The organism is Herbaspirillum sp. UBA812 (assembly GCF_002296545.1).
In the GTDB taxonomy this organism is placed as follows: Bacteria; Pseudomonadota; Gammaproteobacteria; order Burkholderiales; family Burkholderiaceae_D; genus Herbaspirillum; species Herbaspirillum huttiense.
The window spans coordinates 1-24,373 of record NZ_DBIC01000348.1; the positions used below are offsets into that span (position 1 = coordinate 1).

At 63.1% G+C, this 24,373-nt stretch carries 24 protein-coding genes; 23 read left to right on the forward strand and 1 reads right to left on the reverse strand.

Annotation, left to right across the window (positions count from 1 at the left end; all coding sequences use genetic code 11):
• The 11 genes from B3873_RS23370 to B3873_RS23420 all read left to right on the forward strand — a co-directional run.
• On the forward strand, positions 1-893 hold an 893-nt coding region (locus tag B3873_RS23370; protein WP_286869307.1), incomplete at its 5' end, for an isopenicillin N synthase family dioxygenase.
• 114 nt (positions 894-1,007) lie between these two features.
• Positions 1,008-2,039 carry an aromatic ring-hydroxylating oxygenase subunit alpha gene (locus tag B3873_RS23375; protein ID WP_286869308.1) on the forward strand — a complete coding sequence of 344 codons (1,032 nt, stop codon included), beginning with the start codon at positions 1,008-1,010 and terminating at the stop codon, positions 2,037-2,039.
• 17 nt (positions 2,040-2,056) lie between these two features.
• A complete protein-coding gene (locus B3873_RS23380; RefSeq protein ID WP_134221247.1) occupies positions 2,057-2,929 on the forward strand; it encodes an ABC transporter ATP-binding protein in 873 nt (290 codons plus the stop codon).
• Positions 2,913-3,716, forward strand: a complete 804-nt coding sequence (locus tag B3873_RS23385) for an ABC transporter permease (RefSeq protein WP_039789316.1) — start codon at positions 2,913-2,915, stop codon at positions 3,714-3,716. The genes B3873_RS23380 and B3873_RS23385 overlap by 17 nt, the downstream gene beginning before the upstream one ends.
• A gap of 28 nt (positions 3,717-3,744) precedes the next feature.
• Positions 3,745-5,160, forward strand: a complete 1,416-nt coding sequence (locus B3873_RS23390; RefSeq protein ID WP_286869312.1) for an amidohydrolase family protein — start codon at positions 3,745-3,747, stop codon at positions 5,158-5,160.
• Positions 5,161-5,250: 90 nt separating this feature from the next.
• Entirely contained in the window at positions 5,251-6,009 is a 759-nt protein-coding gene (locus B3873_RS23395; RefSeq protein WP_198516533.1) for a YqgE/AlgH family protein, read from the forward strand.
• 16 nt (positions 6,010-6,025) lie between these two features.
• Positions 6,026-6,412, forward strand: coding sequence for a Holliday junction resolvase RuvX (gene ruvX / locus B3873_RS23400; protein WP_039789320.1), 387 nt, complete (start codon positions 6,026-6,028; stop codon positions 6,410-6,412).
• Complete coding sequence (gene pyrR, locus B3873_RS23405) at positions 6,409-6,921, forward strand: bifunctional pyr operon transcriptional regulator/uracil phosphoribosyltransferase PyrR (protein ID WP_039789321.1); 513 nt, start codon at positions 6,409-6,411, stop codon at positions 6,919-6,921. The genes ruvX and pyrR overlap by 4 nt, the downstream gene beginning before the upstream one ends.
• A complete protein-coding gene (locus B3873_RS23410) occupies positions 6,914-7,873 on the forward strand; it encodes an aspartate carbamoyltransferase catalytic subunit (protein WP_017454302.1) in 960 nt (319 codons plus the stop codon). Before pyrR ends, B3873_RS23410 begins: the two co-directional genes overlap by 8 nt.
• 62 nt (positions 7,874-7,935) lie before the next feature.
• Positions 7,936-9,222, forward strand: a complete 1,287-nt coding sequence (locus B3873_RS23415) for a dihydroorotase (protein ID WP_039789323.1) — start codon at positions 7,936-7,938, stop codon at positions 9,220-9,222.
• Positions 9,223-9,358: 136 nt separating this feature from the next.
• Entirely contained in the window at positions 9,359-10,159 is an 801-nt protein-coding gene (locus B3873_RS23420; protein ID WP_039789326.1) for a lysophospholipid acyltransferase family protein, read from the forward strand.
• Here B3873_RS23420 and B3873_RS23425 read toward each other — a convergent pair.
• Positions 10,089-10,913 (reverse strand): symmetrical bis(5'-nucleosyl)-tetraphosphatase, encoded by an 825-nt coding sequence (locus B3873_RS23425; RefSeq protein WP_286869317.1) that lies wholly within the window; start codon positions 10,911-10,913, stop codon positions 10,089-10,091. The two genes, B3873_RS23420 and B3873_RS23425, sit on opposite strands and share 71 nt — an antisense overlap.
• 111 nt (positions 10,914-11,024) lie before the next feature.
• Here B3873_RS23425 and B3873_RS23430 point away from each other — a divergent pair, with 111 nt between their 5' ends.
• The 12 genes from B3873_RS23430 (at position 11,025) to B3873_RS23485 (ending at position 24,301) form a co-directional block, all read left to right on the forward strand.
• Positions 11,025-11,585: a sugar transferase gene (locus tag B3873_RS23430; RefSeq protein WP_286869319.1), complete on the forward strand. Its 561-nt coding sequence runs from the start codon at positions 11,025-11,027 to the stop codon at positions 11,583-11,585.
• 41 nt (positions 11,586-11,626) lie between these two features.
• On the forward strand, positions 11,627-13,627 hold the full coding sequence (locus B3873_RS23435) for a polysaccharide biosynthesis protein (RefSeq protein WP_051156637.1): 2,001 nt from the start codon (positions 11,627-11,629) through the stop codon (positions 13,625-13,627).
• 60 nt (positions 13,628-13,687) lie between these two features.
• Positions 13,688-15,058, forward strand: a complete 1,371-nt coding sequence (locus tag B3873_RS23440) for a phosphomannomutase/phosphoglucomutase (RefSeq protein ID WP_414651568.1) — start codon at positions 13,688-13,690, stop codon at positions 15,056-15,058.
• A 58-nt stretch (positions 15,059-15,116) separates the two neighbouring features.
• Complete coding sequence (waaC, locus tag B3873_RS23445) at positions 15,117-16,094, forward strand: lipopolysaccharide heptosyltransferase I (protein ID WP_276837594.1); 978 nt, start codon at positions 15,117-15,119, stop codon at positions 16,092-16,094.
• A 166-nt stretch (positions 16,095-16,260) separates the two neighbouring features.
• Complete coding sequence (locus B3873_RS23450) at positions 16,261-17,130, forward strand: Kdo hydroxylase family protein (RefSeq protein WP_286869322.1); 870 nt, start codon at positions 16,261-16,263, stop codon at positions 17,128-17,130.
• Between the two features lies 1 nt (position 17,131).
• Positions 17,132-18,412 carry a lipid IV(A) 3-deoxy-D-manno-octulosonic acid transferase gene (gene waaA, locus B3873_RS23455; protein ID WP_286869324.1) on the forward strand — a complete coding sequence of 427 codons (1,281 nt, stop codon included), beginning with the start codon at positions 17,132-17,134 and terminating at the stop codon, positions 18,410-18,412.
• A 197-nt stretch (positions 18,413-18,609) separates the two neighbouring features.
• Complete coding sequence (gene rfbB / locus B3873_RS23460) at positions 18,610-19,689, forward strand: dTDP-glucose 4,6-dehydratase (protein WP_034337994.1); 1,080 nt, start codon at positions 18,610-18,612, stop codon at positions 19,687-19,689.
• The gene (gene rfbA, locus B3873_RS23465; RefSeq protein WP_039789334.1) at positions 19,689-20,594 is read left to right on the forward strand and encodes a glucose-1-phosphate thymidylyltransferase RfbA; all 906 of its coding nucleotides are present in this window, start codon (positions 19,689-19,691) and stop codon (positions 20,592-20,594) included. Before rfbB ends, rfbA begins: the two co-directional genes overlap by 1 nt.
• A gap of 76 nt (positions 20,595-20,670) precedes the next feature.
• Positions 20,671-21,216 (forward strand): dTDP-4-dehydrorhamnose 3,5-epimerase, encoded by a 546-nt coding sequence (rfbC, locus tag B3873_RS23470; protein ID WP_286869327.1) that lies wholly within the window; start codon positions 20,671-20,673, stop codon positions 21,214-21,216.
• Positions 21,213-22,127: a dTDP-4-dehydrorhamnose reductase gene (gene rfbD / locus B3873_RS23475; RefSeq protein ID WP_286869329.1), complete on the forward strand. Its 915-nt coding sequence runs from the start codon at positions 21,213-21,215 to the stop codon at positions 22,125-22,127. Before rfbC ends, rfbD begins: the two co-directional genes overlap by 4 nt.
• Complete coding sequence (locus tag B3873_RS23480; protein ID WP_286869330.1) at positions 22,114-22,935, forward strand: ABC transporter permease; 822 nt, start codon at positions 22,114-22,116, stop codon at positions 22,933-22,935. The genes rfbD and B3873_RS23480 overlap by 14 nt, the downstream gene beginning before the upstream one ends.
• Positions 22,925-24,301 carry an ABC transporter ATP-binding protein gene (locus B3873_RS23485; protein ID WP_034337952.1) on the forward strand — a complete coding sequence of 459 codons (1,377 nt, stop codon included), beginning with the start codon at positions 22,925-22,927 and terminating at the stop codon, positions 24,299-24,301. Before B3873_RS23480 ends, B3873_RS23485 begins: the two co-directional genes overlap by 11 nt.
• Positions 24,302-24,373 lie beyond the last annotated feature (72 nt).

Sequence of the window (24,373 nt, forward strand, 5' to 3'; positions counted from 1 at the left end):
TGGCCTGGGAGATTCACAAGATCTCGCGCGACGTGGGTTTCTTCTACCTCGTCAATCACGGTGTCGCGCCCTCGCTGGTCGAGCAGCAGTTCGACTGGGCGCGGCGTTTCTTTGCTTTGCCCCAGGCCAGCAAATCGGCCATCGACATGCGGCATTCTCCGTCCGGCTACGGATACGAGCGCATGGGGGCGCAGGCCCTTGATGAAGGATCGCCCGCCGATCTGAAGGAAGGCTTCCAGTTCGGCTTTGATATCGCGCCGGACCATCCGTATGTGCAGCGCGGCCTGCTGCGCTATGGCCACCACCTGTGGCCGCAGGACCTGCCCGGTTTCGAAGAGCACTCACGGCTGTATTACGACGCCGTGCGCGCCCTGTCGCATCGCCTGCTGGGCGTGATCGCACTGTCGCTGGAGATGCCCGAGGATTTCTTCGAGCCGGTGCTGCAGGCACCCATCGCCACCCAGCGCATGCTGCACTATCCGCCCCAGCCTGACGGTGCCCGGCACAACCAGATCGGTGCCGGTGCCCATACCGATTGGGGACTGGTCACCATCCTCGCGCAGGACGACATCGGCGGACTGGAAATCTGCAATGCCGATGGCCAATGGGTGAGCGCGCCTCCCATCGCGGAAAGTTTCGTGGTCAACATCGGCGACCTGTTGCAGCGCTGGAGCAATGACCTGTATCACAGCAATGCGCATCGCGTGCTCAATGCGGGCAGTGCACCGCGCTATTCCCTGCCGTTCTTCCAGGATGGCGACCAGGCGGCCGTGGTGGCCTGCCTGCCCAGTTGCTGCAGCGATGAACGCCCGGCGCGCTACGCACCCTGCACCATCGGTGACTACCTGGAAATGAAAGTGAAGCAGACCTTCGGGGCGGTGGCGGCGGCTTGAGCTGCCGTATGACACCTCGAAGCCAACGTATTTCGGCGAAGGCGACCGTGTTGGCACGCCGGCCGGACCATTGCGAACCCTGGCGTTCGCAGTCCAAGCAGAAGGAGCAGCCTCATGCTGGTAACTCAACAAAAAGTCTTGCGCAAGTTCTGGTACGCGCTCATGCCCGTCACGCAATTGAAGGACGGTCCGCAGCCCTTCACGCTGTTGGGAGAGAAGCTGGTGGTGTGGCTCACGGAGGATGGCTCGCCCGCAGCCTTGCAGGACCGCTGCTGCCATCGCACGGCCCGGTTGTCCAAGGGCTTCGTCGAAAACGGCAACATCGTCTGCGGCTATCACGGCTGGACCTTCAACGGCGAGGGCGCATGCGTGCGCGTGCCGCAGAGCGTGGATGGCAGCGTGCCCTCCGGCGCCTGCGTGAAGTCGTATTTCTGCAAGGAGCGCTACGGTTATGTGTGGGTGGCGCTGGAAGAGCCGCTGCGCGATATCCCTGAGTTTCCCGAGGATGGGGCGCCCGGCTATCGGCGCATCTTCCAGTTCTACGAGCGCTGGGAAACCAGTGCCCTGCGCATGATGGAAAACTCCTTCGACAACTCCCACTTCAGCTACGTGCATCGTGCCACCTTCGGCTTGTATGACCAGCCCAAGCCGGAGAAATACGAGATCGAGGAAACCGACTACGGCTTCGAAGCCGAAACCCGCGTGCCCATCAAGAACGTCCCGGCCAGCCATCGCGTCACCGGCAGCACCGCCGACACCACGGTGCGCCACATGTTCAACCGCTGGTACCTGCCCTTCGTGCGCCGCTTCGGCTGCACCTATCCGGAGAGCGGCCGCCATCACATCATCTACAACTGCGCCACGCCCATCGATGATGGTTCCATCATGCTGTCGCAATGGCTCTATCGCAACGATACCGAGGAGGAATGCTCCGAAGCCGAGCTGATCGCGTGGGATGCCCCCATCCTGGTGGAAGACCGCGAGATCCTGGAAGCCACTGACCCCGATGCCTGCATCGACGTGCGCCGCCGCCAGGAATTCCACATGGCCTCGGATCGGCCCGGTCTCATCATGCGCCGCATGCTGCTGCAATTGCTGGAAGAGCACGGCGAATCCGAAGTGTTCCGCATCCACCCCGCTGCATGAACCCGCCAGGAGATCCCATGGACAGAGATGAATTCGCCATGTCGCAGGCCGCGGCATGGGAGCAGGAGAGGGCGGCCGCGGTGGCCGCTGTGTCTGATGCGCCGCCGGTGCTCTCGGCACAGCGGGTGGAGAAGACCTATCGCAACGGCACGCGCGCGCTGGACGAGGTGAAACTCGATATCGGGCGCGGCGAGTTCGTCTCGCTGCTGGGCCCCTCGGGCTGCGGCAAGAGCACCTTGCTGAAGATGTTTGCTGGACTCGAAGAACCGTCCCACGGCCACATCCGCTGGTGGGGTGGCAACCTGGCCACGGTGGGTACGCCCGAACGCACGCTGGCCATGGTGTTCCAGGAAGCCACCCTGATGCCCTGGGCCACGGTGGAGCAGAACGCAAGGCTGCCGCTGGAGCTGCGCCACGTGCCGCGCGCGCAGGCCGATGCGCGCGTGGCCGAGGCCTTGAAACTGGTGGGCCTGGAAAAATTTCACAAGGTGCTGCCGCGCGAACTGTCGGGCGGCATGCAGATGCGGGCGTCCATTGCCCGTGCGCTGGCGACCTCGCCCAACCTGCTGCTGATGGATGAACCCTTCGGGGCTCTTGATGAATTCACCCGCAACAAGCTCGACGCCGACCTGCGCGACATCTGGAGCAAGCAGGACCTGACCGTGGTCTTCGTCACCCACAGCATCTATGAAGCGGTGTTCCTGTCCTCGCGCGTGATCGTGATGGCAGCCCGCCCCGGGCGGGTGATTGCTGATGTGGCCATCGAGGTGGACGGTCCGCGTGATGAAGCTTTCCGTATTTCGGCGCCCTTCATGCAGTACTGCAAGACGCTTTCCGATTACCTCACGCTGGCCAACCAGCAAGGAGACGGCCATGAAGCCCAACACTGATCCGCTGGTCAATCGACCCGGGTTCTGGCGCGTGGTCGCGCCGCTGTCCATTGGCATCGCCCTGCTGCTGATGTGGCAGATCGTCTGCACGCTGCTGGAGGTGCCGCCTTACCTGGTGCCCACGCCCGCGCTGATTGCCAAGACCCTGGTGGCCGATTGGGGCATGCTGATGGAGTCGCTGCTGGTCACGCTGAAGATCACCTTTCTGGCCTTCGTGCTGGCGGTGATCCTGGGGGTGTCCATTGCTTTCGTGTTCGTGCAGAGCCGCTTCATCGAGGTCAGCCTCTTCCCTTACGCGATCATCCTGCAGGTCACGCCCATCGTCGCCATCGCCCCGCTCATCATCATCTGGGTCAAGGACACCACGGCCGCGCTGACGGTATGCGCCACCATCATGGCGCTGTTCCCCATCATCTCCAACACCACGCTGGGACTGCGCAGCGTCAATCCGGGCCTGCTCAACCTGTTCCGGCTCAACAAGGCCACGCGCTGGCAGACCTTGCGCCGCTTGCGCATTCCCAGTGCCTTGCCGTATTTCTTTGGCGGCCTGCGTATTTCAAGCGGGCTGGCGCTGATCGGGGCCGTCGTTGCTGAATTCGTGGCGGGCACCGGTGGCACCGGATCGGGACTGGCCTACCAGATCCTGCAGGCGGGTTTTCAGCTCAACATTCCGCGTCTGTTTGCGGCCCTGCTGCTCATCACGCTGACCGGCATCCTGCTGTTCTGGCTGATGAGTGCGCTGTCGCGCGCCATGCTGGCCGGCTGGCATGAGAGCGAGATGGCATGATGACGACTGTCCAAGGAGCCGACCTGTCATGAACACTTTCTTGATCCGCAACCTGCAGGCCATCCTGACCGGCCTGCCCGGTGAGGCCGCGCGCCACGCCGGTCCCGACATCCGCGTGTCCGATGGGGGGATTGCCGCCATCGGAAAGCTCGACGCACTGCCCGGTGAGAACGTGATCGATGCCGGCGATTGCGTGGCCTATCCGGCCTGGGTCAATACCCATCATCACCTGTTCCAGTCGCTGTTGAAGGGCGATCCGCTGGGCATCAATGCCACGCTCACGCCCTGGCTGGCGGCCACGCCTTATCGCTATCGCGCCAAATTCGATGCCGAGCTGTTCCGCCTGGCAGCGCGCATCGGCATGGTCGAACTGATGCGCTCGGGCTGCGGCACGATTGCCGATCACAACTACCTGTATTACCCCGGCATGCCCTTCGATACCTCGGAGATCCTGTTCGAGGAAGCGGAAAAGCTGGGCCTGCGTTTCGTCCTGTGCCGGGGCACCGCCACCCGCACTCGGCAGCTGGAGGCGGAGTTGCCCAGTGCACTGCGCCCGGAGACGCTCGATGCTTTCCTGACCGACATGCAGCGCCTGGCCAGGCGCTTCCATGATCCCGCGCCCGCTTCGATGCGGCGCGTGGTGATGGCACCGACCACGCCGCTGTATTCGGCGGCCCCGGAGGAAATGCGTACCATCGCCGATGCCGCGCGGGAGTTGGGGTTGCGGCTGCACAGCCATCTCTCGGAGACGGTCGGCTACCAGGACAGCGCACACGCCATGCATGGCTGCCGCCCGGTGGAATTCTGCGAGCGCATCGGCTGGCTGGGGCCGGACGTGTGGTTTGCGCATCTGGTGAAGCTCGATGCCGAAGAAATTGCCTTGCTGGGAAGTACCGGAACGGGCATCGCCCATTGCCCGCAAAGCAATGGTCGCCTGGGCAGCGGCATCGCCCCGATCCGGGCGCTGGAGGCAGCGGGCGTGCCGGTGTCCATTGGCGTGGATGGTGCGGCCTCCAACGAGGCGGCCGACATGATCTCGGAAACGCACGCCGCCTGGCTGATGCAGCGCGCCCGGCGCGGCCAGGAAGCCACTCCGGCGTTCCGGGGCGGGGCCTTCGAAGGCGGTGCCGATGAAGCGACGGTGGAGGATGTGGTGCGCTGGGGCACGACCGGCGGGGCCCGCGTGCTCGGCCTGGACGGGCTGCAGGGCCTGCAGGTGGGTCAGCAAGCTGACATCGCCCTGTACCGACTGGATGATCCTCGCTACTTCGGCCTGCATGATCCGGCCATCGGTCCGGTGGCCTCGGGTGGGCGGCCTTTCCTGAAGGCAATGTGGGTCGGTGGCCGCGCTGTGGTCCGCGATGACGCCATCCCCGGCGTGGATCTGGCCGAACTCGGTGCGCAGGCGAGGCAGGCTGTCAAAAAGATGCTCGAAGGCAATTGAGGCCAGTAAAGCCGGCTGCATGCGGCCGGCTTTACTCGCGCTGCCCCACGAGCCACATGGGATCCCGGCCAAAACTGCTAAAATGACGGGATGATCAAGAGACGCAATTCTCCCTTCAGTTTCTCAGCCGAGGATTTCGACGAATCCGTGGATTCCTTTGGCGCTTTCGACCCATTCCATTCCGACGCCCCTTCCCGCCACGCTGCCGGCTCCGATGCCAGCGGCCAGGCCGAGGGCGACGATGCCGCTGACGAGGTCCGTCCCCCGCTGGAACTGGACCTGACCAATCATTTCCTGATCGCCATGCCGTCCATGCTGGACCCGATCTTCGGCGGCACCGTGGTCTATCTGTGCGAGCACAACCACAACGGCGCGCTGGGCGTGGTCATCAACAAGCCCACCGACATGACCATGGATGTGCTGTTCGACCGCATCAATCTCAAGCTGGAGATCCGGCCCGACACCCCCGATGCCATGCCCGAGCTGTATCGCCGCCCGGTCATGTTCGGCGGCCCGGTGCAGGTGGAGCGCGGCTTCGTGCTGCATTCGACCTCGGAAAAATACTCCTCGACCCTGCAGGTTACCGATGAGGTCGCGCTGACGACCTCCAAGGACGTGCTCGAAGCGGTGGCCCACGGCGATGGCCCCGAACGCGTGCTGGTCACCCTGGGTTGCTCGGGCTGGAGCCCGGGCCAGCTCGAAGGCGAGATCGGCCGCAATGGCTGGCTGACCGTCAAGGCTGACCCTGCCATCATTTTTGAGTTGCCGGTGGAGCAACGCTTCACCGCTGCATTGGCCCTGTTGGGCATCGATCCGGTGATGCTGTCCGGCGATGCCGGCCGGGCTTGAGAGCGCAGGGACACGATTGGAAACCATCCTGGCCTTCGACTTCGGCTTGAAACGCATCGGCGTGGCCGTGGGCAATACGGGCCTGAAGCAGGCGCAGCCGCTGGCGGTGATCAGCGAAGCGACCAACGACGGCAAGTTCGCGGCCATTGCGCGCCTGATTGCGGAGTGGCAACCGGCGCGCTGCGTGGTCGGCCTGCCCCTGCATCCGGACGGTGCCGAGCACGAGATGAGCGTGCGCTGCCGCCGCTTTGCCAACCAGTTGCACGGCCGCTACGGGCTCGAGGTCACGCTGGTGGATGAACGCTACAGTTCGGCGGTCATCCAGCACCAGCGCGGCGAACAGATCGACGACCAGGCGGCCGCCATCATTTTGCAGCAATACTTTGACGACGCACATTCATGAGCACAACACCTTCCCAGCTTGATGCAGAAGCGCTGTACCAGACCCTGGTGCAGCAGATCAAAGCCGGCCTGCAAGGCGCAACCGAGGTTGCGCTGGTGGGCATCCACTCCGGCGGCGCCTGGCTGGCCGAGCGCCTGGCCACGGAACTGGGCCTGACGGACCGCCTGGGCTTCGTCGACGTGTCCTTCTACCGCGACGATTTTTCCGAGAAGGGCCTGCGTGCCGACGTGAAACCCAGCCAGATTCCCTTCGATGTCGAGGGGGCCACCATCCTGCTGGTGGACGACGTGCTCTATACCGGCCGCACCACGCGGGCCGCCATCAACGAACTGTTCGACTATGGTCGTCCGGCGCGCGTGCTGCTGGCGGCGCTGGTGGACCGCGGTGGCCGCGAGCTGCCCATTGCCGCCGATTTCGTCGCGGCCTCGGTCGAACTCAGCAAACAAGAAAACCTGCAACTGCAACGCGCCGACGACGGCCGCTTCTCCCTTACGGTGGTCCATGCTTAATCCCCAACTCAACAAAAACGGCGAACTGCAACACCTGCTGACCATCGAGGGTCTGCCGCGCGCTATCCTGACGCACATCCTCGATACCGCCTCGTCCTTCGTCAGCATCGGCGACCGCGAAGTCAAGAAGGTGCCGCTGATGCGCGGCAAGAGCGTCTTCAACCTGTTCTTCGAGAACTCCACGCGCACCCGCACCACCTTCGAGATCGCCTCCAAGCGCCTCTCGGCGGACGTGATCAACCTCAACATCCAGGCTTCCAGTACCAGCAAGGGCGAGTCGCTGCTGGACACCATCGACAACCTGGCGGCCATGCACGCCGACATGTTCGTGGTGCGTCACGCGCAATCGGGCGCGCCCTTCCTGATCGCCAAGCACCTGATCGATACGAAGCAGTCGCACGTCCACGTGGTCAACGCCGGTGACGGCCGCCACGCGCACCCGACCCAGGGTCTCTTGGACATGTACACCATCCGTCACTACAAGAAAGACTTCACCAACCTGCGTGTGGCCATCGTCGGCGACATCCTGCACAGCCGCGTGGCGCGCTCGGACATTCACGCGCTGACCACCCTGGGCGTGCCGGAAGTGCGCGCCATCGGTCCGCGTACCTTGCTGCCCAGCGGCCTGGAGCAGATGGGCGTGCGCGTCTTCCACAACATGGAAGAGGGCTTGAAGGATGTGGACGTCATCATCATGCTGCGATTGCAGAACGAGCGCATGAGCGGTGCCTTGCTGCCGTCGGCGCAGGAGTTCTTCAAAAGCTACGGCCTGACCCCGGAACGCCTGGCGCTGGCCAAGCCGGACGCCATCGTCATGCACCCCGGCCCGATGAACCGCGGCGTGGAAATCGATTCGGCCGTGGCCGATGGTGCACAGGCCGTGATCCTGCCGCAGGTGACCTTCGGCATCGCGGTGCGCATGGCGGTCATGAGCATCGTGGCTGGCAATTGAATCCGGGTGACGACGACCGTCACCGCGACGTTTTGAACGATCCGTTAAGAAGACAAGAACTGATGAAACTGCATATCAAGAACGGCCGCCTGATCGACCCGGCCAACGGCATCGACGCCCAGCAGGATGTGTATGTGGCCGCCGGCAAGATCGTCGGCGTCGGCCAGGCCCCGGCCGACTTCGTGGCCAACAAGACCATCGACGCCACCGGCCTGATCGTGGCTCCCGGCCTGGTGGACCTGTCGGCCCGCCTGCGCGAGCCCGGCTACGAATACAAGGCCACGCTGGAATCCGAAATGCAGGCCGCCATCCAGGGCGGCGTGACCAGCCTGGTCTGCCCGCCCGATACCGATCCGGTGCTGGACGAACCCGGCCTGGTGGAAATGCTCAAGCACCGCGCCCGTTCGCTGAACCAGGCCCACGTCTATCCGCTGGGCGCGCTCACCGCCGGCCTCAAAGGAAAAGCGCTGACCGAAATGGCCGAGCTGACCGAAGCCGGCTGCATCGGCTTCTCGCAAGCCGAAGAGCCGATCACCGATACCACCGTGCTGCTGTCGGCCCTGCAATACGCCAAGACCTTCAACTACACCGTCTGGCTGCGCCCGCAGGACCCGCACCTGGGCCGCACCGGCATCGCCCACAGCGGCCCGGCCGCTTCGCGCCTGGGTTTGTCGGGCGTGCCGGTGATGTCGGAGACCATTGCGCTCTATACCCTGTTCGAACTGATGCGCGCCACCGGTGCCCGCGTCCACCTGTGCCGCATGTCCTCGGCCGCCGGTCTGGAGCTGGTGCGCCAGGCCAAGAGCGAAGGCCTGCCGGTGACCTGCGATGTGGGTGTGCACCACATCCACCTGTGCGACCTGGATATCGGCTTCTTCGATTCCAATGCCCGCATGACGCCGCCGCTGCGCTCGCAGCGCGACCGTGAAGCGATCCGCACGGCCTTGCTGGATGGCACCATCGATGCCGTCTGCTCGGACCACACCCCGGTCGATGACGATGAGAAGCTGCTGCCCTTCGGCGAAGCCTCGCCGGGCGCAACCGGCCTCGAACTGCTGCTGTCGCTGTCGCTGAAGTGGGCGCTGGAGACTGAAGGCGAGGGCAAGGAAGTGCTCTCCAAGGCGATCTCCAAAGTAACGCACCGCGCCGCCAAGGTAGCGGGCCTGAAGGCCGGCAACCTGGCCGTGGGCAGCGTGGCCGACCTGTGCCTGTTTGATCCCAACACCTTGTGGAAGGTGCAGGGCTCGGCGCTGGCCAGCCAGGGCAAGCACACCCCGTTCCTGGGCTATGAGCTGCCGGGCGTGGTCAAGGCGACCATCGTCTCGGGGCATATTGCCTTCGAGCGCTGAAAACCTGTCGCTTGATTTTCAGCTTGATTTCTTCTTGATTGATGGTTGACTGCGGGCAACTTCGATCTTGAATTTCGATCAAGCCGTTTTTCGTCACGACGATTCGATCACGACCTCATCAAGACCCGAATACGCCATGTTCGTTTTCCGTTTGTTGCGCCTGATCGCGCATCTCTTCAAGGGCATGGCGGTCTGTGCCTTCCTGTTCCCGTTCACCTCCGAGAAGGGGCGGGAGGCGCACATCCGGCGCTGGTCGCGCAAGCTGCTGCGCATCTGCGGCATCGCCATCAAGATCGACAGCCCGCTGCCGATTCCGCGTTCGTTGCTGGTGTCCAATCACGTGAGCTGGCTGGACATCTTCGTGGTCAACTCGCTGCAGCCCTGCCGTTTCGTGGCCAAGTCGGAAATCCGCAGCTGGCCGCTGATCGGCTGGCTGTGCGCCAAGACCGGCACCATCTTCATTTCGCGCGGCAAGGCCAGCGACGTGCGGCGCATTTTCAAAGGCCTGGTGGAAAGCATCGAGAAGGACGAGCACGTCGCCTTCTTTCCTGAAGGCACGACGGCCGCGCAGGGCACGCTGCTGCCTTTCCACGCCAACCTGTTCGAGGCCGCCATCGATGCCAAAGCCCCGGTGCAGCCGTATGCGTTGCGTTATGTGGATGGCGAGGGCCGGCTGCATGCGGCGGCTGATTTCATCGGGGACATGTCCATCGCCGAGAGCATCATGAGCATCCTCAAGTCCAAGGGGATGACGGCCGAACTGAAGCAATTGCCCCTGATCAGCACGGAAGGCGCGCACCGCCGCGACCTCGCGCGCACCGCGCGTGAAGTCATTGCCACCGGACTGGGATACTCGCTGGAATCGCTCAGCCCGGCCGCCGCGCCTGCGGACACTGCACCTGGAACAGCGCCCGATCCTCAAGTCGCACCGCACTGAGCTTGCCGCCCCAGACACATCCCGTGTCGAGGGCGATCAGCTTGGGGCGCATCACCAATCCCAGCGTGGACCAGTGACCGAAGACCACGGTCACGTCTTCGGTCCTCCGCCCTGGTACCTCGAACCAGGGCATCAGTCCTTCCGGCGCTGCCGCCGCGCCTTCCTTCACCGCAAAATCCATCGTCCCGTCCGCCTGGCAGAAGCGCAGGCGGGTGAAGGCATTGATGATGCAGCGCAGGCGCTCGTGGCCGGCCAGGTCTTCGCTCCAGCGGTCGGGCTGATTGCCGTACATGTGGCGCAGGAAGTCCATCCACTGGTCGCTGCGCAGCATGGTTTCCACCTCGTTGGCCAGCGCCAGGGCTTGTTGCAGGTCCCATTGGGGCAGCACGCCGGCATGCACGATCAGGTGGCCTTGTTCGTGGATGGCCAGGGGACGGTGGCGCAGCCAGTCGATAAGCTCCTCACGGTCGGGGGCGTTGAGGATATCGTCGAGGGTGTCGTCACGGTGCGCCGGGCGGATGCCGCAGGCCACGGCCAGCAGGTGCAGGTCATGGTTGCCCAGGACGGACCGGGCGCGCTCGCCCATCTGCATCACGGTGCGCAGGGTGTGAAGGGATTGGGGGCCGCGGTTGATGAGGTCGCCGGCGAAGATCAGTGAAGGGGTGGTGTCCGGGAGGCTGGCCAGCAACTGTTCCAGGGACCCGGCACAACCCTGCAGGTCGCCGATCGCATAGATAGGGGAAGAAGAATGCATATGAAGTAAAAAGCTGGCTGTGCCTGCAAGAATGGGCAAGGAAATGTTAGCGGCTGTCATACATAAAAGTTATCATACGACGGCATTTGCACGGTTGTGCCTATTTTGATCATGAAACGTTTCTTTGACATTTTTGTTGCTGTGGCGGCCTGCCTGGTGCTGGCACTACCAATGTTGCTGGTGGCCATCCTGGTCAAGCTGACCTCGCGCGGACCGGTCCTGTACTGGTCGGATCGGGTAGGGCAGGATAACCGGATCTTCAGCATGCCCAAATTCCGGTCGATGAAAACGGGAACCCCGGCGGTGGCGACGCATCTGTTGGCCGATTCCGGCTCACACCTGACGCCCATCGGCGGGTTGCTGCGCAAGACCAGCCTGGATGAGCTGCCGCAACTGTGGAGCATAGTGCGGGGCGACATGTCGCTGGTCGGTCCCCGGCCGGCGCTTTACAATCAGCATGATCTCATCGCGTTGCGCAGTGAACGCGGCGTGCACAGGCTCAAGCCGGGCCTGACGGGCTGGGCACAGGTGAATGGGCGCGATGAACTGCCGATTCCCGTCAAGGTCCAGTTCGACGAGCAATACCTGAGACAGCAGTCCTTCTTCTTCGACCTGCGCATCCTCTGGATGACGGTGGCCAAAGTGCTCGGACGGGATGGTATTTCTCACTGAACATCTTGCAAGGAACCAATAAAAATGAAGGATTGGCAGTCATGAGACGCCATGTGCTGGATTTGCCGCGGTTGAACAAGCAGGCCATCGTTGCCACCATCGATGTCCTGATCTCCTTGCTGGCGACCTGGATCGCCTTTTCCCTGCGCCTGGACAGCTTGCACTGGCCGCAGGGTTACCAGTGGCATGTCTACCAGATTGCTCCGGTACTGATGTTGCCCATCTTCGTGCGCATGGGTCTGTACCGCTCGGTGTTCCGCTACACCGGGATTGCCGCGATCGTGACCATCGCCAAGGCGGTCGCACTCTACGGACTGCTGCTGTTTACCTTGCTGGTGTGGCTGGCCTTGCCGGGCGTTCCGCGTTCGCTCGGCGTCCTGCAGCCGCTGCTGCTGCTGGTGATGGTGGGCGGAAGCCGCGCCTTTGCCCGGCTGTGGCTGAGCCAGGTCGATTCCAAGCGCAAGCATCTGCGGCAGTCGCGTTTGCTGGTCTACGGTGCCGGCCAGGTGGGCGCGCAGATTGCCGAAGCCATGGAGCGGCAGCACCAGCTGGTGCTGTTCGGTTTCCTGGAAGACAACCGCGAACTCTATGGCAAGACCATCAACGGCCGCCGCGTCTATCCCGCCAGCGAGGCCGAGCGTCTGATCGAGACCTTTGCCATCACCGATATCCTGCTCGCGCTGCCCTCCATCAGCCGGGCCCGGCGCAAGGAAATCATCGAGAAGTTGCGGCCGTTCCACGTGCATATACGCTCGGTACCGGATCTGGCAGACCTGGCGCAAGGAAAAGTGGCCATCACCGATGCCCATGAACTGGATATCCTCGATTTGCTGGGGCGCGAGCCGGTGCTGCCCAATCCCGCGCTGGTAGGCCGCAACGTCACCAACAAGGTGGTGCTGGTCACCGGGGCCGGCGGCAGCATCGGCAGTGAGCTGTGCCGCCAGATCCTCAGCTCGCGGCCCTCCAAGCTGCTGCTGTTCGAGCAGAATGAATACAACCTCTACACGATTCACCGCGATCTGCAGCAGCGGCAGGCCAGCGTCTCGCCCGGCACTGAACTGATCCCGCTGCTGGGCGACGTCTGCCACTTCGACCGCATCAGCCAGGTCTGCCGTACCTGGCAACCGCGCACGATCTACCACGCCGCGGCCTACAAGCACGTGCCGCTGGTTGAACACAATCCCGTCGAGGGCGTGACCAACAACGTCTTCGGGACCTATTGCGTGGCGCGGGCTGCGATTGAAAACCAGGTCAGCGACTATGTGCTCATCAGCACCGACAAGGCGGTGCGCCCGACCAACATCATGGGGGCCAGCAAGCGCATGGCGGAAATGGTCTTGCAGTCGCTCTCCGATGTCGAGGTGGTGCCGCGTTTCCTCGGGCAGGAAGCCAATGGCACCGGGACACGCAATCTGACGCGTTTTTCGATGGTGCGTTTCGGCAATGTGCTGGGCTCCTCCGGCTCGGTGGTGCCGCTGTTCCGCGAGCAGATCAAGGCAGGCGGTCCGATCACGCTCACCGATCCCGAGGTGACCCGCTACTTCATGCTCATTCCGGAGGCCGTGCAACTGGTCCTCCAGGCCGGTGCGATGACCGAAGGCGGTGACGTGTTCGTGCTCGACATGGGCGAGCCGGTCCGCATCCTTGATCTGGCGCGACGCATGGTGGAGTTGTCCGGTCTGTCGGTGCGCGACGAGCACAATCCGGACGGCGACATCGAAATCCAGACGGTCGGACTGCGCCCGGGTGAGAAGCTGTATGAAGAATTGCTCATCGGCGAACAGCCGGCGCCGACTGCGCATCCGCGCATCATGACCGCGCATGAAGATTTCATTCCGTGGGACCGTCTGGCCGAGGAACTGCGTCATCTCCATGACGCGCTGCAGGCCAATGACATCGGAGCCATCCGCGCGCTGCTGCACAAGCTGGTCAGCGGCTACCAGCCGGCAGCCGAGATCGTTGACTGGGCCTTTGTCGAGAAGCGCCGCCAGGCCGCGCAGCGACAGGAGAGCCCGCGTCTTGAGGTGGTCAGCAAATCATGATGGCTCGCTCTGAATCCGTATTCCCTCCAACCCGTATCCGTACTTGAGGACCTGATTTCCATGATCTCCAATTCCATTTTCAAAGCCTACGACATCCGCGGCATCATCGACAAAACCCTGGACGACCAGGTCGCCTTCCAGATCGGCCAGGCCTTCGGTGCCGCCGCCCTGGCCAAGGGCCAGAAGAAGGTCGTGATCGGGCGCGATGGCCGGCTCTCCGGTCCCTCGCTGTCGGCCGCGCTGGCCAAGGGTTTGCAGGCGGTCGGGGTGGACGTGATCGATCTCGGCATGGTCGCTACGCCGATGGTCTATTTCGGTACCCACGTGCTGGACACGCAGTCCGGCATCATGGTCACCGGCAGCCACAATCCGCCGGACTACAACGGTTTCAAGATGGTGCTGGCCGGTGAAGCCATCCACGGCGAGACCATCCAGGGCCTGTACCAGGCCATCGTCAAGGGCGAATTCCCGCAGGGTGCCGGCAACTACAGCACGCACGACATCAAGGCAGCCTACATCGCCCGCATGATTTCGGACGTCAAGCTGGCCCGTCCCCTGAAGATCGCCGTGGACTGCGGCAACGGCGTGGCCGGTGCCTTTGCCGGTGAAATCTATCGCGCGCTGGGCTGTGAAGTCACCGAGCTGTTCTGCGAAGTGGATGGCAATTTCCCCAACCACCACCCCGATCCGGCTCATCCGGAAAACCTGCAGGACCTGATCCGCTGCCTGCAGGAAACCGACAACGAACTCGGCCTGGCCTTCGATGGCGACGGTGACCGCCTCGGCCTGGTGACCAAGGATGGCCAGATCATCTACCCGGACCGCCAGCTGATGCTCTTCGCCGAAGACGTGCTGACCCGCAACCCGGGCAAGGAAATCCTGTACGACGTCAAGTGCACCCGCCACCTGGCTCCCTGGATCACCGCACGCGGCGGCCAGCCGCTGATGTGGAAGACCGGCCACTCGCTGGTCAAGGCCAAGCTGCGCGAAACCGGCGCCCCGCTGGGCGGCGAGATGAGCGGCCACATCTTCTTCAAGGACCGCTGGTTCGGCTTCGACGACGGCCTCTACGCCGGCGTGCGCATGCTGGAACTGATGGCCCGCCAGAGCGATCCGTCGGCCGTGCTCAACGCCCTGCCGCAATCGGTCAGTACCCCGGAACTGCAACTGAAGCTGCAGGAAGGCGAGAACTTCGCGCTCATCGGCAAGTTGCAAAGCGATGCCAGGTTCGAGGGTGCCCAGGACATCATCACCATCGACGGCCTGCGCGTGGAGTACGCCGACGGCTTCGGCCTGGCCCGTTCCTCCAACACCACGCCGGTGGTGGTGCTGCGTTTCGAGGCCGAGACGCCGCAAGCGCTGGAGCGCATCCAGGGTGAGTTCCGCAAGGTCATCCTGGCCGCGCGTCCTGATGTGACACTGCCGTTCTGATGGGCCGATGAGGTAAGATGCTGGCCCACCAATAAAGTCACGCCAACGTGGGTCAGCCTTGAACATTCTTATCGTCCGTGTCTCCTCGCTGGGAGACGTCGTCCACAACATGCCGATGGTGGCGGACATCCATCGTCATTTCCCCGCGGCCCAGATCGACTGGGTGGTCGAAGAGGGCTACACCAGTCTGGTCGGCCTCAATCCCCACGTCCGCAAGATCATCCCCATCGCCCTGCGGCGCTGGCGCAAGACCCTGTTCTCGGCGGCCACGCGCGCCGAGATCGGGGCATTCCGGCGGGAGCTGCAGGCCGAGCGCTATGATCTCGTGTTCGATACCCAGGGCCTGCTCAAGACCAGCGTCGTGATGCGCATGGCGCGCCTGGCACCGCAGGGCCGCCGCATCGGCCTGGCCAATGCGACCGAAGGGTCGGGATATGAACCAATCTCCCGCATTTTCCATGACCAGAGCATCCCGGTCGGCCTGCGCACGCATGCCGTCACCCGCGCCAGGCTGGTCGCGGCGGCTGCGCTGGGCTATCAGCTGGAAGGTCAGCCCGACTTTGCCCTGCAGCCGCCAGAGCCGGCGCGCTGGGCCTGGATGCCGGAGCAGCCGTATGTCGTTTTCTTCCACGGTACCGCCCGCGCCGCCAAGCAGTGGCCGCAGGCGCAGTGGATCAAGCTGGGCCAGGCCCTGGCCGAGCGCGGATTGCAGATCCTGCTGCCCTGGGGCAGTGCCCGCGAGCAGGAGGCGGCACGCCAGCTGGCGGCCGGCATTCCCGGTGCCACCGTGCTGCCGGCGCTGCCGATGATGCAGGCGGTGGCCCTGGTGCAGCAGGCGCGGCTGGTGGTCGGACTCGACACCGGCCTGACCCACATCGCCGCCGCCTACGGCAAGCCGACGATTGAACTCTACTGTGACTCGCCGCGCTGGAAGACCGAGGGCAACTGGTCGCCGGCGATCATCAACCTGGGCGATCTGGGCGCGCCGCCGTCCGAAGAGGATGTGTTGAAGGCTGCGCTGGGCCTGCTGGCCTGAGTTTGATTGTCCCTTGGGGCGGACTTGGGTATGCGTTGAAGCAGATCAAACGCCCCGTTCAAAGCATCAACTTTGCGTGACAAGCCGCATCCGGCCTGCTTTCCAGGCGTGCCAGAGCCGCCGGGTTGGCCACACGGGCAGAGCGCTTGCGGGCATAATACGCGCCATGGAATCGCAAATTATCGAGATTGGCCTGACCGAATGGCAGGTCGAGTATCCCAATCAGGACTGGATCACTGCGCTGGAAGCCGGCAAGGTGCTGTACTTCCCGCAGCTGGCTTTCCAGTTGATGGACTCCGAGCGCAAGCTGCTGGATCCGGGCGTGCGCGCGCCCAAGTCGCGCAACATCAGTCTGGACGCACGCGGACACATCAAGGGTGCCGCCGGCGGCACCGAGCAGCAGCTGGCCTTGGCCGCGATGATTGGTCGCTTCCGCGAGCAGTCGTTGTCGCTGGTGCATACCTTGTTGCCCAAATACCGCGATGCCTTGCGCATTGCCCCGACCAGCTACCGCCCGATGCAGGTGGAGACGCGGGCCCAGTCGTGGCGTGCCGATGATCGCCGCATGCACGTGGACGCTTTTCCTTCGCGGCCCAATTACGGCGAACGCATCCTGCGCGTCTTTACCAATGTGAATCCCGATGGCGTGCCGCGCGTCTGGCGCGTGGGCGAGCCTTTCGAGACCGTGGCGCAGCGCTTTTTGCCGCGTGCCAAACCTTATGTGCGCTGGCAGGCCAGCGTGCTCAAGGCGCTGCATGTGACCAAGTCCTTCCGTAGCGAATACGATCACCTCATGCTGCAATTGCATGACGGCATGAAGGGCGACATGCAGTACCAGCAGGATGCCCAGCAGGTCACCATGCCCTTTGCCGCCGGCTCCGTCTGGATCTGCTTCTCGGACCAGGCCTCGCACGCGGTCATGTCGGGCCAGTACATGATGGAACAGACCCTGCACCTGGCACCGGACCAGCAATATGATCCGCAATCCAGTCCGCTGGCCATTCTGACGCGCCTGGTCGGCCATCCCCTGGTCTGAGATGCGGCTGCTGTATTCACTTGTCTGGTGGCTGGTGCTGCCGTTGGTACTGCTGCGCCTGTGGCGGCGCGGCCGCAAGGAACCGGGCTACCGGGCGCATGTGGGCGAACGCCTGGGCTTCTATTCGCAAGAGGCGCGCCTGTCTGATCCACAGGCGCGTTTCATCTGGGTGCATGCCGTCTCGGTTGGCGAGACCCGTGCCGCCGAGCCGCTCATCGACGCCTTGTTGCAGCAATATCCGCAGCATTCCATTCTGCTCACCTGCATGACCGCCACCGGCCGCGAGACGGGGACTCAGATCTATGGCAAGCACGGTGCGCGCGTGGTGCAGAGCTTTCTGCCGTACGACACGGGATGGATGTGCGCGCGTTTCCTGCGCCACTTCCGGCCTGTGCTGTGCGTGCTGATGGAGACCGAAGTCTGGCCCAACCTGATCAGGCAATGTCGCCGGCACCAGGTGCCGGTGATGCTGGCCAACGCCCGCCTGTCGGAACGTTCACTACGGCGCGGCCAACGCTTTGCCGCGCTGCTGCGTCCGGCGGCCGAGGCGATCGATGTGGTCGCGGCCCAGTCGCCGGCCGACGCTGAGCGCCTGCGTGCCTTCGGGGCGCGGCACGTCGAAGTGACCGGCAGCCTCAAGTTCGACGTGCAGCCGCCGGCCGAGATGGTCGAACGCGGTCTGGCATGGAAGCGTGCCATCGGGGAGCGCAAGATCCTGCTCTGTGCCAGCACGCGCGAGGGCGAGGAAGCCTTGATTCTGGATGCGCTGGCCAGGCTGGGGAAGACCGGCTGGCTGACGGTGATCGTGCCGCGCCACCCGCAGCGTTTTGCTGAGGTGGCCGGGATGATACAGGCACAGGGTTTGCGCCTGCGCCGGCGTGACGCGCTGGGGCAGGGCGGTGACTGGGATCAGGTGGATGTCGTGCTGGGCGATTCCATGGGCGAAATGTTCGCCTATTACGCCTTGTGTGATGTGGCCTTCATTGGCGGCAGTCTGTTGCCGCTGGGGGGGCAGAACCTGATTGAGGCGCTGGCGCTGGGCAAGCCGGTGCTGGTCGGCGAGCACACCTTCAATTTCCTCAGTATCACCGACCAGGCCATCGAGGCCGGTGCGGCTTGCCGCATCTCTTCAACCGAACAATTGTGGGACATGACGAGCGCGCTGTTTGCCGATCCGGATCGGATCGCTGCCATGACGCTTGCGGCGCATGGCTTCGCCGGCGCGCATCAGGGCGCCTCGCATAAAACAACAGAACTGCTGGCACCCCTGTTGGCAAGATGAGCGCGTGAAGTCCGTTTCAGAACTCGTAACTTTACGAGGCGCAAGGAGTTGTTGCTTTCGGGAACGCCTGTCAAGCGGCCAATCTCGCAATTGGTCACCAGTTCTGAGATAATTCCCGGTCGTTGGCTTTTGGAGTTGTCTTAAATGCAACTTAACGAGTCCATTGCTATTTGCCGTAAATTTATCAGGGTCGTGAAATGATTTTTGTCACCGGGGGGGCGGGCTTTATCGGTTCCAATTTCGTGTTGGAATGGCTGAAGTCCAATGACGAGTCTGTCGTCAATTTCGACAAGCTGACATATGCAGGCAATCTTGAAAATCTCAAGAGCCTGGGGGATGATCCCCGCCATATTTTCGTCCAAGGTGACATCTGCGATCAGGATCAGGTGCAGGCGCTGTTCCTGCAGTACCGTCCGCGCGCCATCCTGCACTTCGCCGCCGAAAGCCATGTGGATCGTTCCATCCATGGTCCGGGCGAGTTCATTCGCACCAACATCAACGGTACCTTCTCCCTGCTGGAGGCAGCCCGTGCCTACTGGAACGGGCTGGACGGACAGGAAAAATCCGATTTCCGTTTCCTGCACGTGTCCACCGATGAAGTCTACGGCTCGCTCAGCCCTGAGGATCCGGCCTTCACCGAGACCACGCCCTACGCGCCCAACAGCCCTTATTCGGCCTCGAAGGCGGCTTCCGACCACCTGGTACGCTCGTATCATCACACCTACGGTTTGCCGACCCTGGTGACCAATTGCTCCAACAATTACGGTCCGTATCACTTCCCCGAGAAGCTGATTCCCCTGGTCATTTCCAATGCCCTGGCGGGGCAGTCGCTGCCCATCTACGGTGACGGCATGCAAGTGCGAGACTGGCTGTACGTGACTGATCACTGCGCGGCCATCCGCCGCGTGCTGGAGGCCGGTCGTCCCGGGCAGGAATACAACGTCGGCGGCAACAATGAAAAGGCCAACCTGGACGTGGTCAAGGTCTTGTGCGGCCTGCTGGATGAGCTTTCGCCCAAGGCCAGCGGCAAGTATTTTGATCAGGCCGTGTTCGTGGCAGACCGTCCCGGCCATGACCGTCGCTACGCCATCAACGCCGCCAAGATCGCCGGCGAACTGGGCTGGACCCCGGCCGAGACCTTCGAGACCGGCATGCGCAAGACGGTCGAGTGGTATCTGGCCAATCAGGACTGGGTAGCCAACGTGCGTTCGGGCGAATACCGCAAGTGGATCGAAGGCAATTACCATGGCCGTGAGCAAATCGCCGGAGCACAATAATGAGCACAGCTACCCAATCGGCAAGCACCAAGAAGGGCATCATCCTCGCGGGAGGCTCGGGCACGCGCCTGTACCCCGTCACCACGGTGGTGTCCAAGCAACTGCTGCCGGTCTATGACAAGCCCATGATCTATTACCCGCTGAGCACGCTGATGCTGGCGGGGATTCGCGATATCCTCATCATCTCGACACCGCAGGACCTGCCGCGTTTCCGCGACCTGCTCGGTGACGGCAGCAAGTGGGGCCTGTCGCTGAACTACGCGGTGCAGCCTACACCGGATGGTCTGGCACAAGCCTTCATCATCGGCCGCGACTTCATCAACGGCGAGAACTCGGCACTGATTCTGGGTGACAACATCTATCACGGCGAGGATTTCGAGCGCAACCTCAAGCACGCTGCGGCGCGCGAGAGTGGTGCGACCGTCTTCGCCTATCATGTCAATGATCCCGAGCGTTATGGCGTGGTCGAGTTCGACGCTCAGCGGCGCGCGGTCAGCATCGAAGAAAAGCCGGCCGCACCGCGTTCCAACTACGCCGTGACCGGGCTGTATTTCTACGACAAGCAGGTGTGTGACATCGCGGCATCGATCAAGCCCTCCGCCCGCGGCGAGCTGGAAATTACCGACGTCAACCGTGCCTACCTTGAAGCAGGTACCCTGAATGTGGAACTGATGGGGCGCGGCATGGCATGGCTCGATACCGGTACGCAGGATTCCTTGCTTGAGGCCGGGCAATTCATCGCCACCCTCGAACACCGTCAGGGACTGAAGGTGGCCTGCCCGGAGGAAATCGCTTTCCGCAAGGGCTACATCGACGCCGAAATGCTTGAGCGCCAGGCCGAGGTTCTCAAGAAGAACGCCTACGGACAGTATCTGTTCAGACTGTTGCGCGGAGATATCGTCTAGTCCACGCCCATCGGACATCAGCCATGCGGATCCCGATGGGGTCCGTTTTGATTTTTCCCTAGCCCATTGACGCAGCATGCAAATCCAGACGACAGACCTGCCCGGAGTAGTGATCATCGAACCCAAGGTGTTTGGCGATGACCGCGGGTTTTTCTATGAAAGCTTCAATGAGCAGCGCTTCGCAGAAGCGACTGGTCAGCGCGTCAACTTCGTGCAAGACAATCATTCGCTCTCGGCACGCAATGTCCTGCGCGGGCTGCACTATCAGATCCAGCAGGCGCAGGGCAAGCTGGTGCGCGTGATCATGGGCGAGGTGTATGACGTCGCCGTGGACATCCGCAAGAGTTCGCCGCATTTCGGGCGCTGGACCGCCGTGCGGCTGTCGGCCGAAAACCGCCGCCAGCTGTGGATTCCGCCGGGCTTTGCCCATGGTTTCGTGGTCACCACCGACTACGCTGAATTCCTCTACAAGACCACCGATTACTGGGCGCCCCAGCATGAGCGCTGCATTCGCTGGGATGATCCGGCGCTGGGCATCGACTGGCCGCTGGATGGCGAGCCCGTGTTGTCGGCGAAGGACGCGGTCGGCGCATTGCTGGCCGATGCGGAGGTATTTGAATGAAGATTCTGGTGACCGGCAAGAACGGTCAGCTTGGCAGTGAACTGGTCCGTGCGTTTCGTGGCGTGGCCGAGGTCGCGGCGTTTGATCGTCAGACGCTGGACCTGGCCGATATCGGGCAGTTGCGCAGTCTGATTCGCGCGCAAGCCCCCGATGTGATCATCAATGCCGCGGCCTACACCGCGGTGGATCGCGCCGAGACCGAGCAGGCGGCGGCGCACGCGATCAATGCGCAGGCACCTGCCGTCATGGCCGAAGAGGCCAGCGCTCTGGGGGCGGCACTGATTCATTATTCCACCGACTACGTCTTCGACGGACGCAAGGCCGGGCCATACCTCGAAACCGATCCGACGGATCCGCAGAGCGTCTACGGCAAGACCAAGCTGGCGGGCGAGCAGGCCATCGCCGCGGCTAGCGACAAGTTCTGGATCTGGCGGACCAGCTGGGTCTATGGCGTGCATGGCGGAAACTTCCTCAAGACCATGCTGCGTCTTGCCAGCGAGCGCACCAGCCTGCGTGTCGTGGCGGACCAGTTCGGTGCGCCGACCTTCGCCCGCGCAATCGCTGAAGCTACCCGCGATGCCTTGATGGCAGGTGGCAACGCCGGCACGCCCGCGCGCGTGGCCGATACGGCCGGCATTTACCATTTCACCGGCGGAGGCCGGACCAACTGGCACGGCTACGCTCAATACGTCATCGAGCGTGCAGCCGAAGCCGGGCAGCCCTTGAACATCAAGGCAGCCGACATCGAGGCCATCCCTGCGTCGGCTTATCCGGTACCGGCACCGCGCCCGTCCAATTCCTGCCTGTCGCTGGAAAAATTTACGCAGACCTTCGGCCTGCCCATCGCTGCCTGGCAGGATGACGTCGATCGCTGCCTGGCAGAATTGTTAGCGCACCATGATCAAGCATAAGAGTACGCCCCTCTCGATGTTGTCCGGACTGTGGAACCATCGCGTCCTGATGCTGGAGCTGGCGCGTCGCGAGGCCATCGGCCGCTACAAGGGTTCCTTGCTGGGCGTCTTCTGGAGTCTCGTGACGCCCTTGTTCATGTTGACCATCTACACGCTGGTGTTCAGCCATGTCTTCAAAGCGAAGTGGGGCGGGACCGGCGACGAGTCGCAATCGCAATTCGCCATCGTGCTGTTTGCCGGGCTGATCGTCTTCAATTTCTTTTCGGAATGCATCGGCAAGGCGCCCAGCCTGGTGCTCAACAACGTCAACTTCGTCAAGAAAGTGGTGTTCCCGCTGGAGATCCTGCCTTGCGTCAATCTCCTGTCGGCACTGTTTCATGCAGCAGTCAGCCTGCTGGTCCTGGTCTGTTTCGAATGGGCTGTGGCGGGCCATGTGCCGGTGGCGGCGCTGTACATACCGCTGGTGCTGCTGCCCCTGGCCATGCTGATTGCCGGTGCGAGCTGGCTGCTGGCGGCCACCGGTGTCTATCTGCGTGACATTGGCCAGACCATCGGCATCTTCCTGACGGGCCTGATGTTCCTGTCGCCGATCTTCTTTCCCACCTCCGCATTGCCGGAGCAGTGGCGTTCGCTGGCGCGGCTGAATCCGCTGGCGATTCCCATCGAGCAAGCGCGCCAGGTGCTGATCTACGGCCATGCGCCCGACTGGCGCGAATGGCTGGTGTATGCGGCCGTCGCCGCAGTGACGGCCTGGTTCGGTTATTTCTGTTTTCAAAAGGCCAGAAAGGGTTTCGCGGATGTCCTCTGATATTGCGATCCGCGTCTCCGGTGTCAGCAAGAGCTTCAACACCTACGAGCGTCCTGCCGATCGGCTCACCCAGGCGGTACTGGCGGGCCTGGCCAGAATCGTGCCGGTGCCGGGCTTGCGGCAACGCCTGGGCCAGCGCGCGCATCAGCTGGCGCGCAAGCACCATGCGCTGTCCGATATCTCGCTGGAAATTCGCAAGGGCGAAACGGTAGGCATCATCGGCCGCAACGGCTCGGGCAAGAGCACCCTGCTGCAGATCATCTGCGGCACGCTCAATCCGAGCGCCGGATCGGTCGAGGTCAAGGGGCGCGTGGCAGCCTTGCTGGAGCTGGGGTCCGGTTTCAATCCGGAATACAGCGGACGCGAAAATGTCTTCATGAACGGACAGCTGCTGGGGCTTACGCGCCAGCAGATCGAAGCCCGCTTCAAGGACATCGAGGCGTTTGCCGATATCGGCGATTTCATGGACCAGCCGGTCAAGGCCTACTCCAGCGGCATGTATGTGCGCCTGGCCTTTGCCGTGATCGCCCACGTCGATGCCGACATCCTCGTCATCGATGAAGCGCTGGCTGTAGGCGATGCCTTCTTCACCCAGAAATGCATGCGCTTCCTGCGCGGTTTCATGAAGACCGGTACGGTGCTGTTCGTCAGCCATGACACCGCCTCGATCAAGAACCTGTGCACGCATGCCGTCTGGATCGACCGCGGTCACATGCGCTCGGCAGGCGAGCCACGCCATGTCTGCGATCTGTACCTGCAGGAATTCTATGAGGCTCAGCAGGGCAAGAGCGCCGTCGCCAAAGTGGCGCGGTCCAGCATTCGCGCTGAAGGTCCGAGCGTGGATGTGCGGCGTGACAAGATCAATGCCAGCAACCTGCGCAATGACCTGCAGGTCTTCACCTTCGATCCGGAGGCCGCAGCCCTGGGCAGCGGCGGTGCCGCCATTACCGATGTGAGTTTCGTCGGTGAGGATGGCGAGCGTCTGAACTGGGTGGTGGGCGGCGAGGCGGTGACGCTCGCCATCAGCATCACGGCTGTCGATTCCTTGCGCTCGCCGATCGTCGGTTTCTTCGTCAAGGACAAGCTGGGACAGACGCTGTTTGGGGAAAACACCTATCTCAGCTATGAGTCCGACCCGGTACCGTGCGCGGCGGGTGAGCAACTGCAGGCGCGCTTCGAGTTTCGCATGCCGATCTTGCCCAATGGCCAGTATTCGATCAACGTCGCCGTGGCCGAGGGCACGCAGGACGAGCATGTACAATTGCACTGGATTCATGACGCCCTGATTTTCAAGTCCGAGTCCAGCAGTGTTTCCAGCGGACTGGTGGGCATACCCATGCAGGCCATCGTGCTGGAGCCGGCCTGACCATGCGCGCCTCAGCCCTCCTGCGCAATGCCGCATCCCTTTCTTCAAACCATGGCCATCCCGTTGCAATTG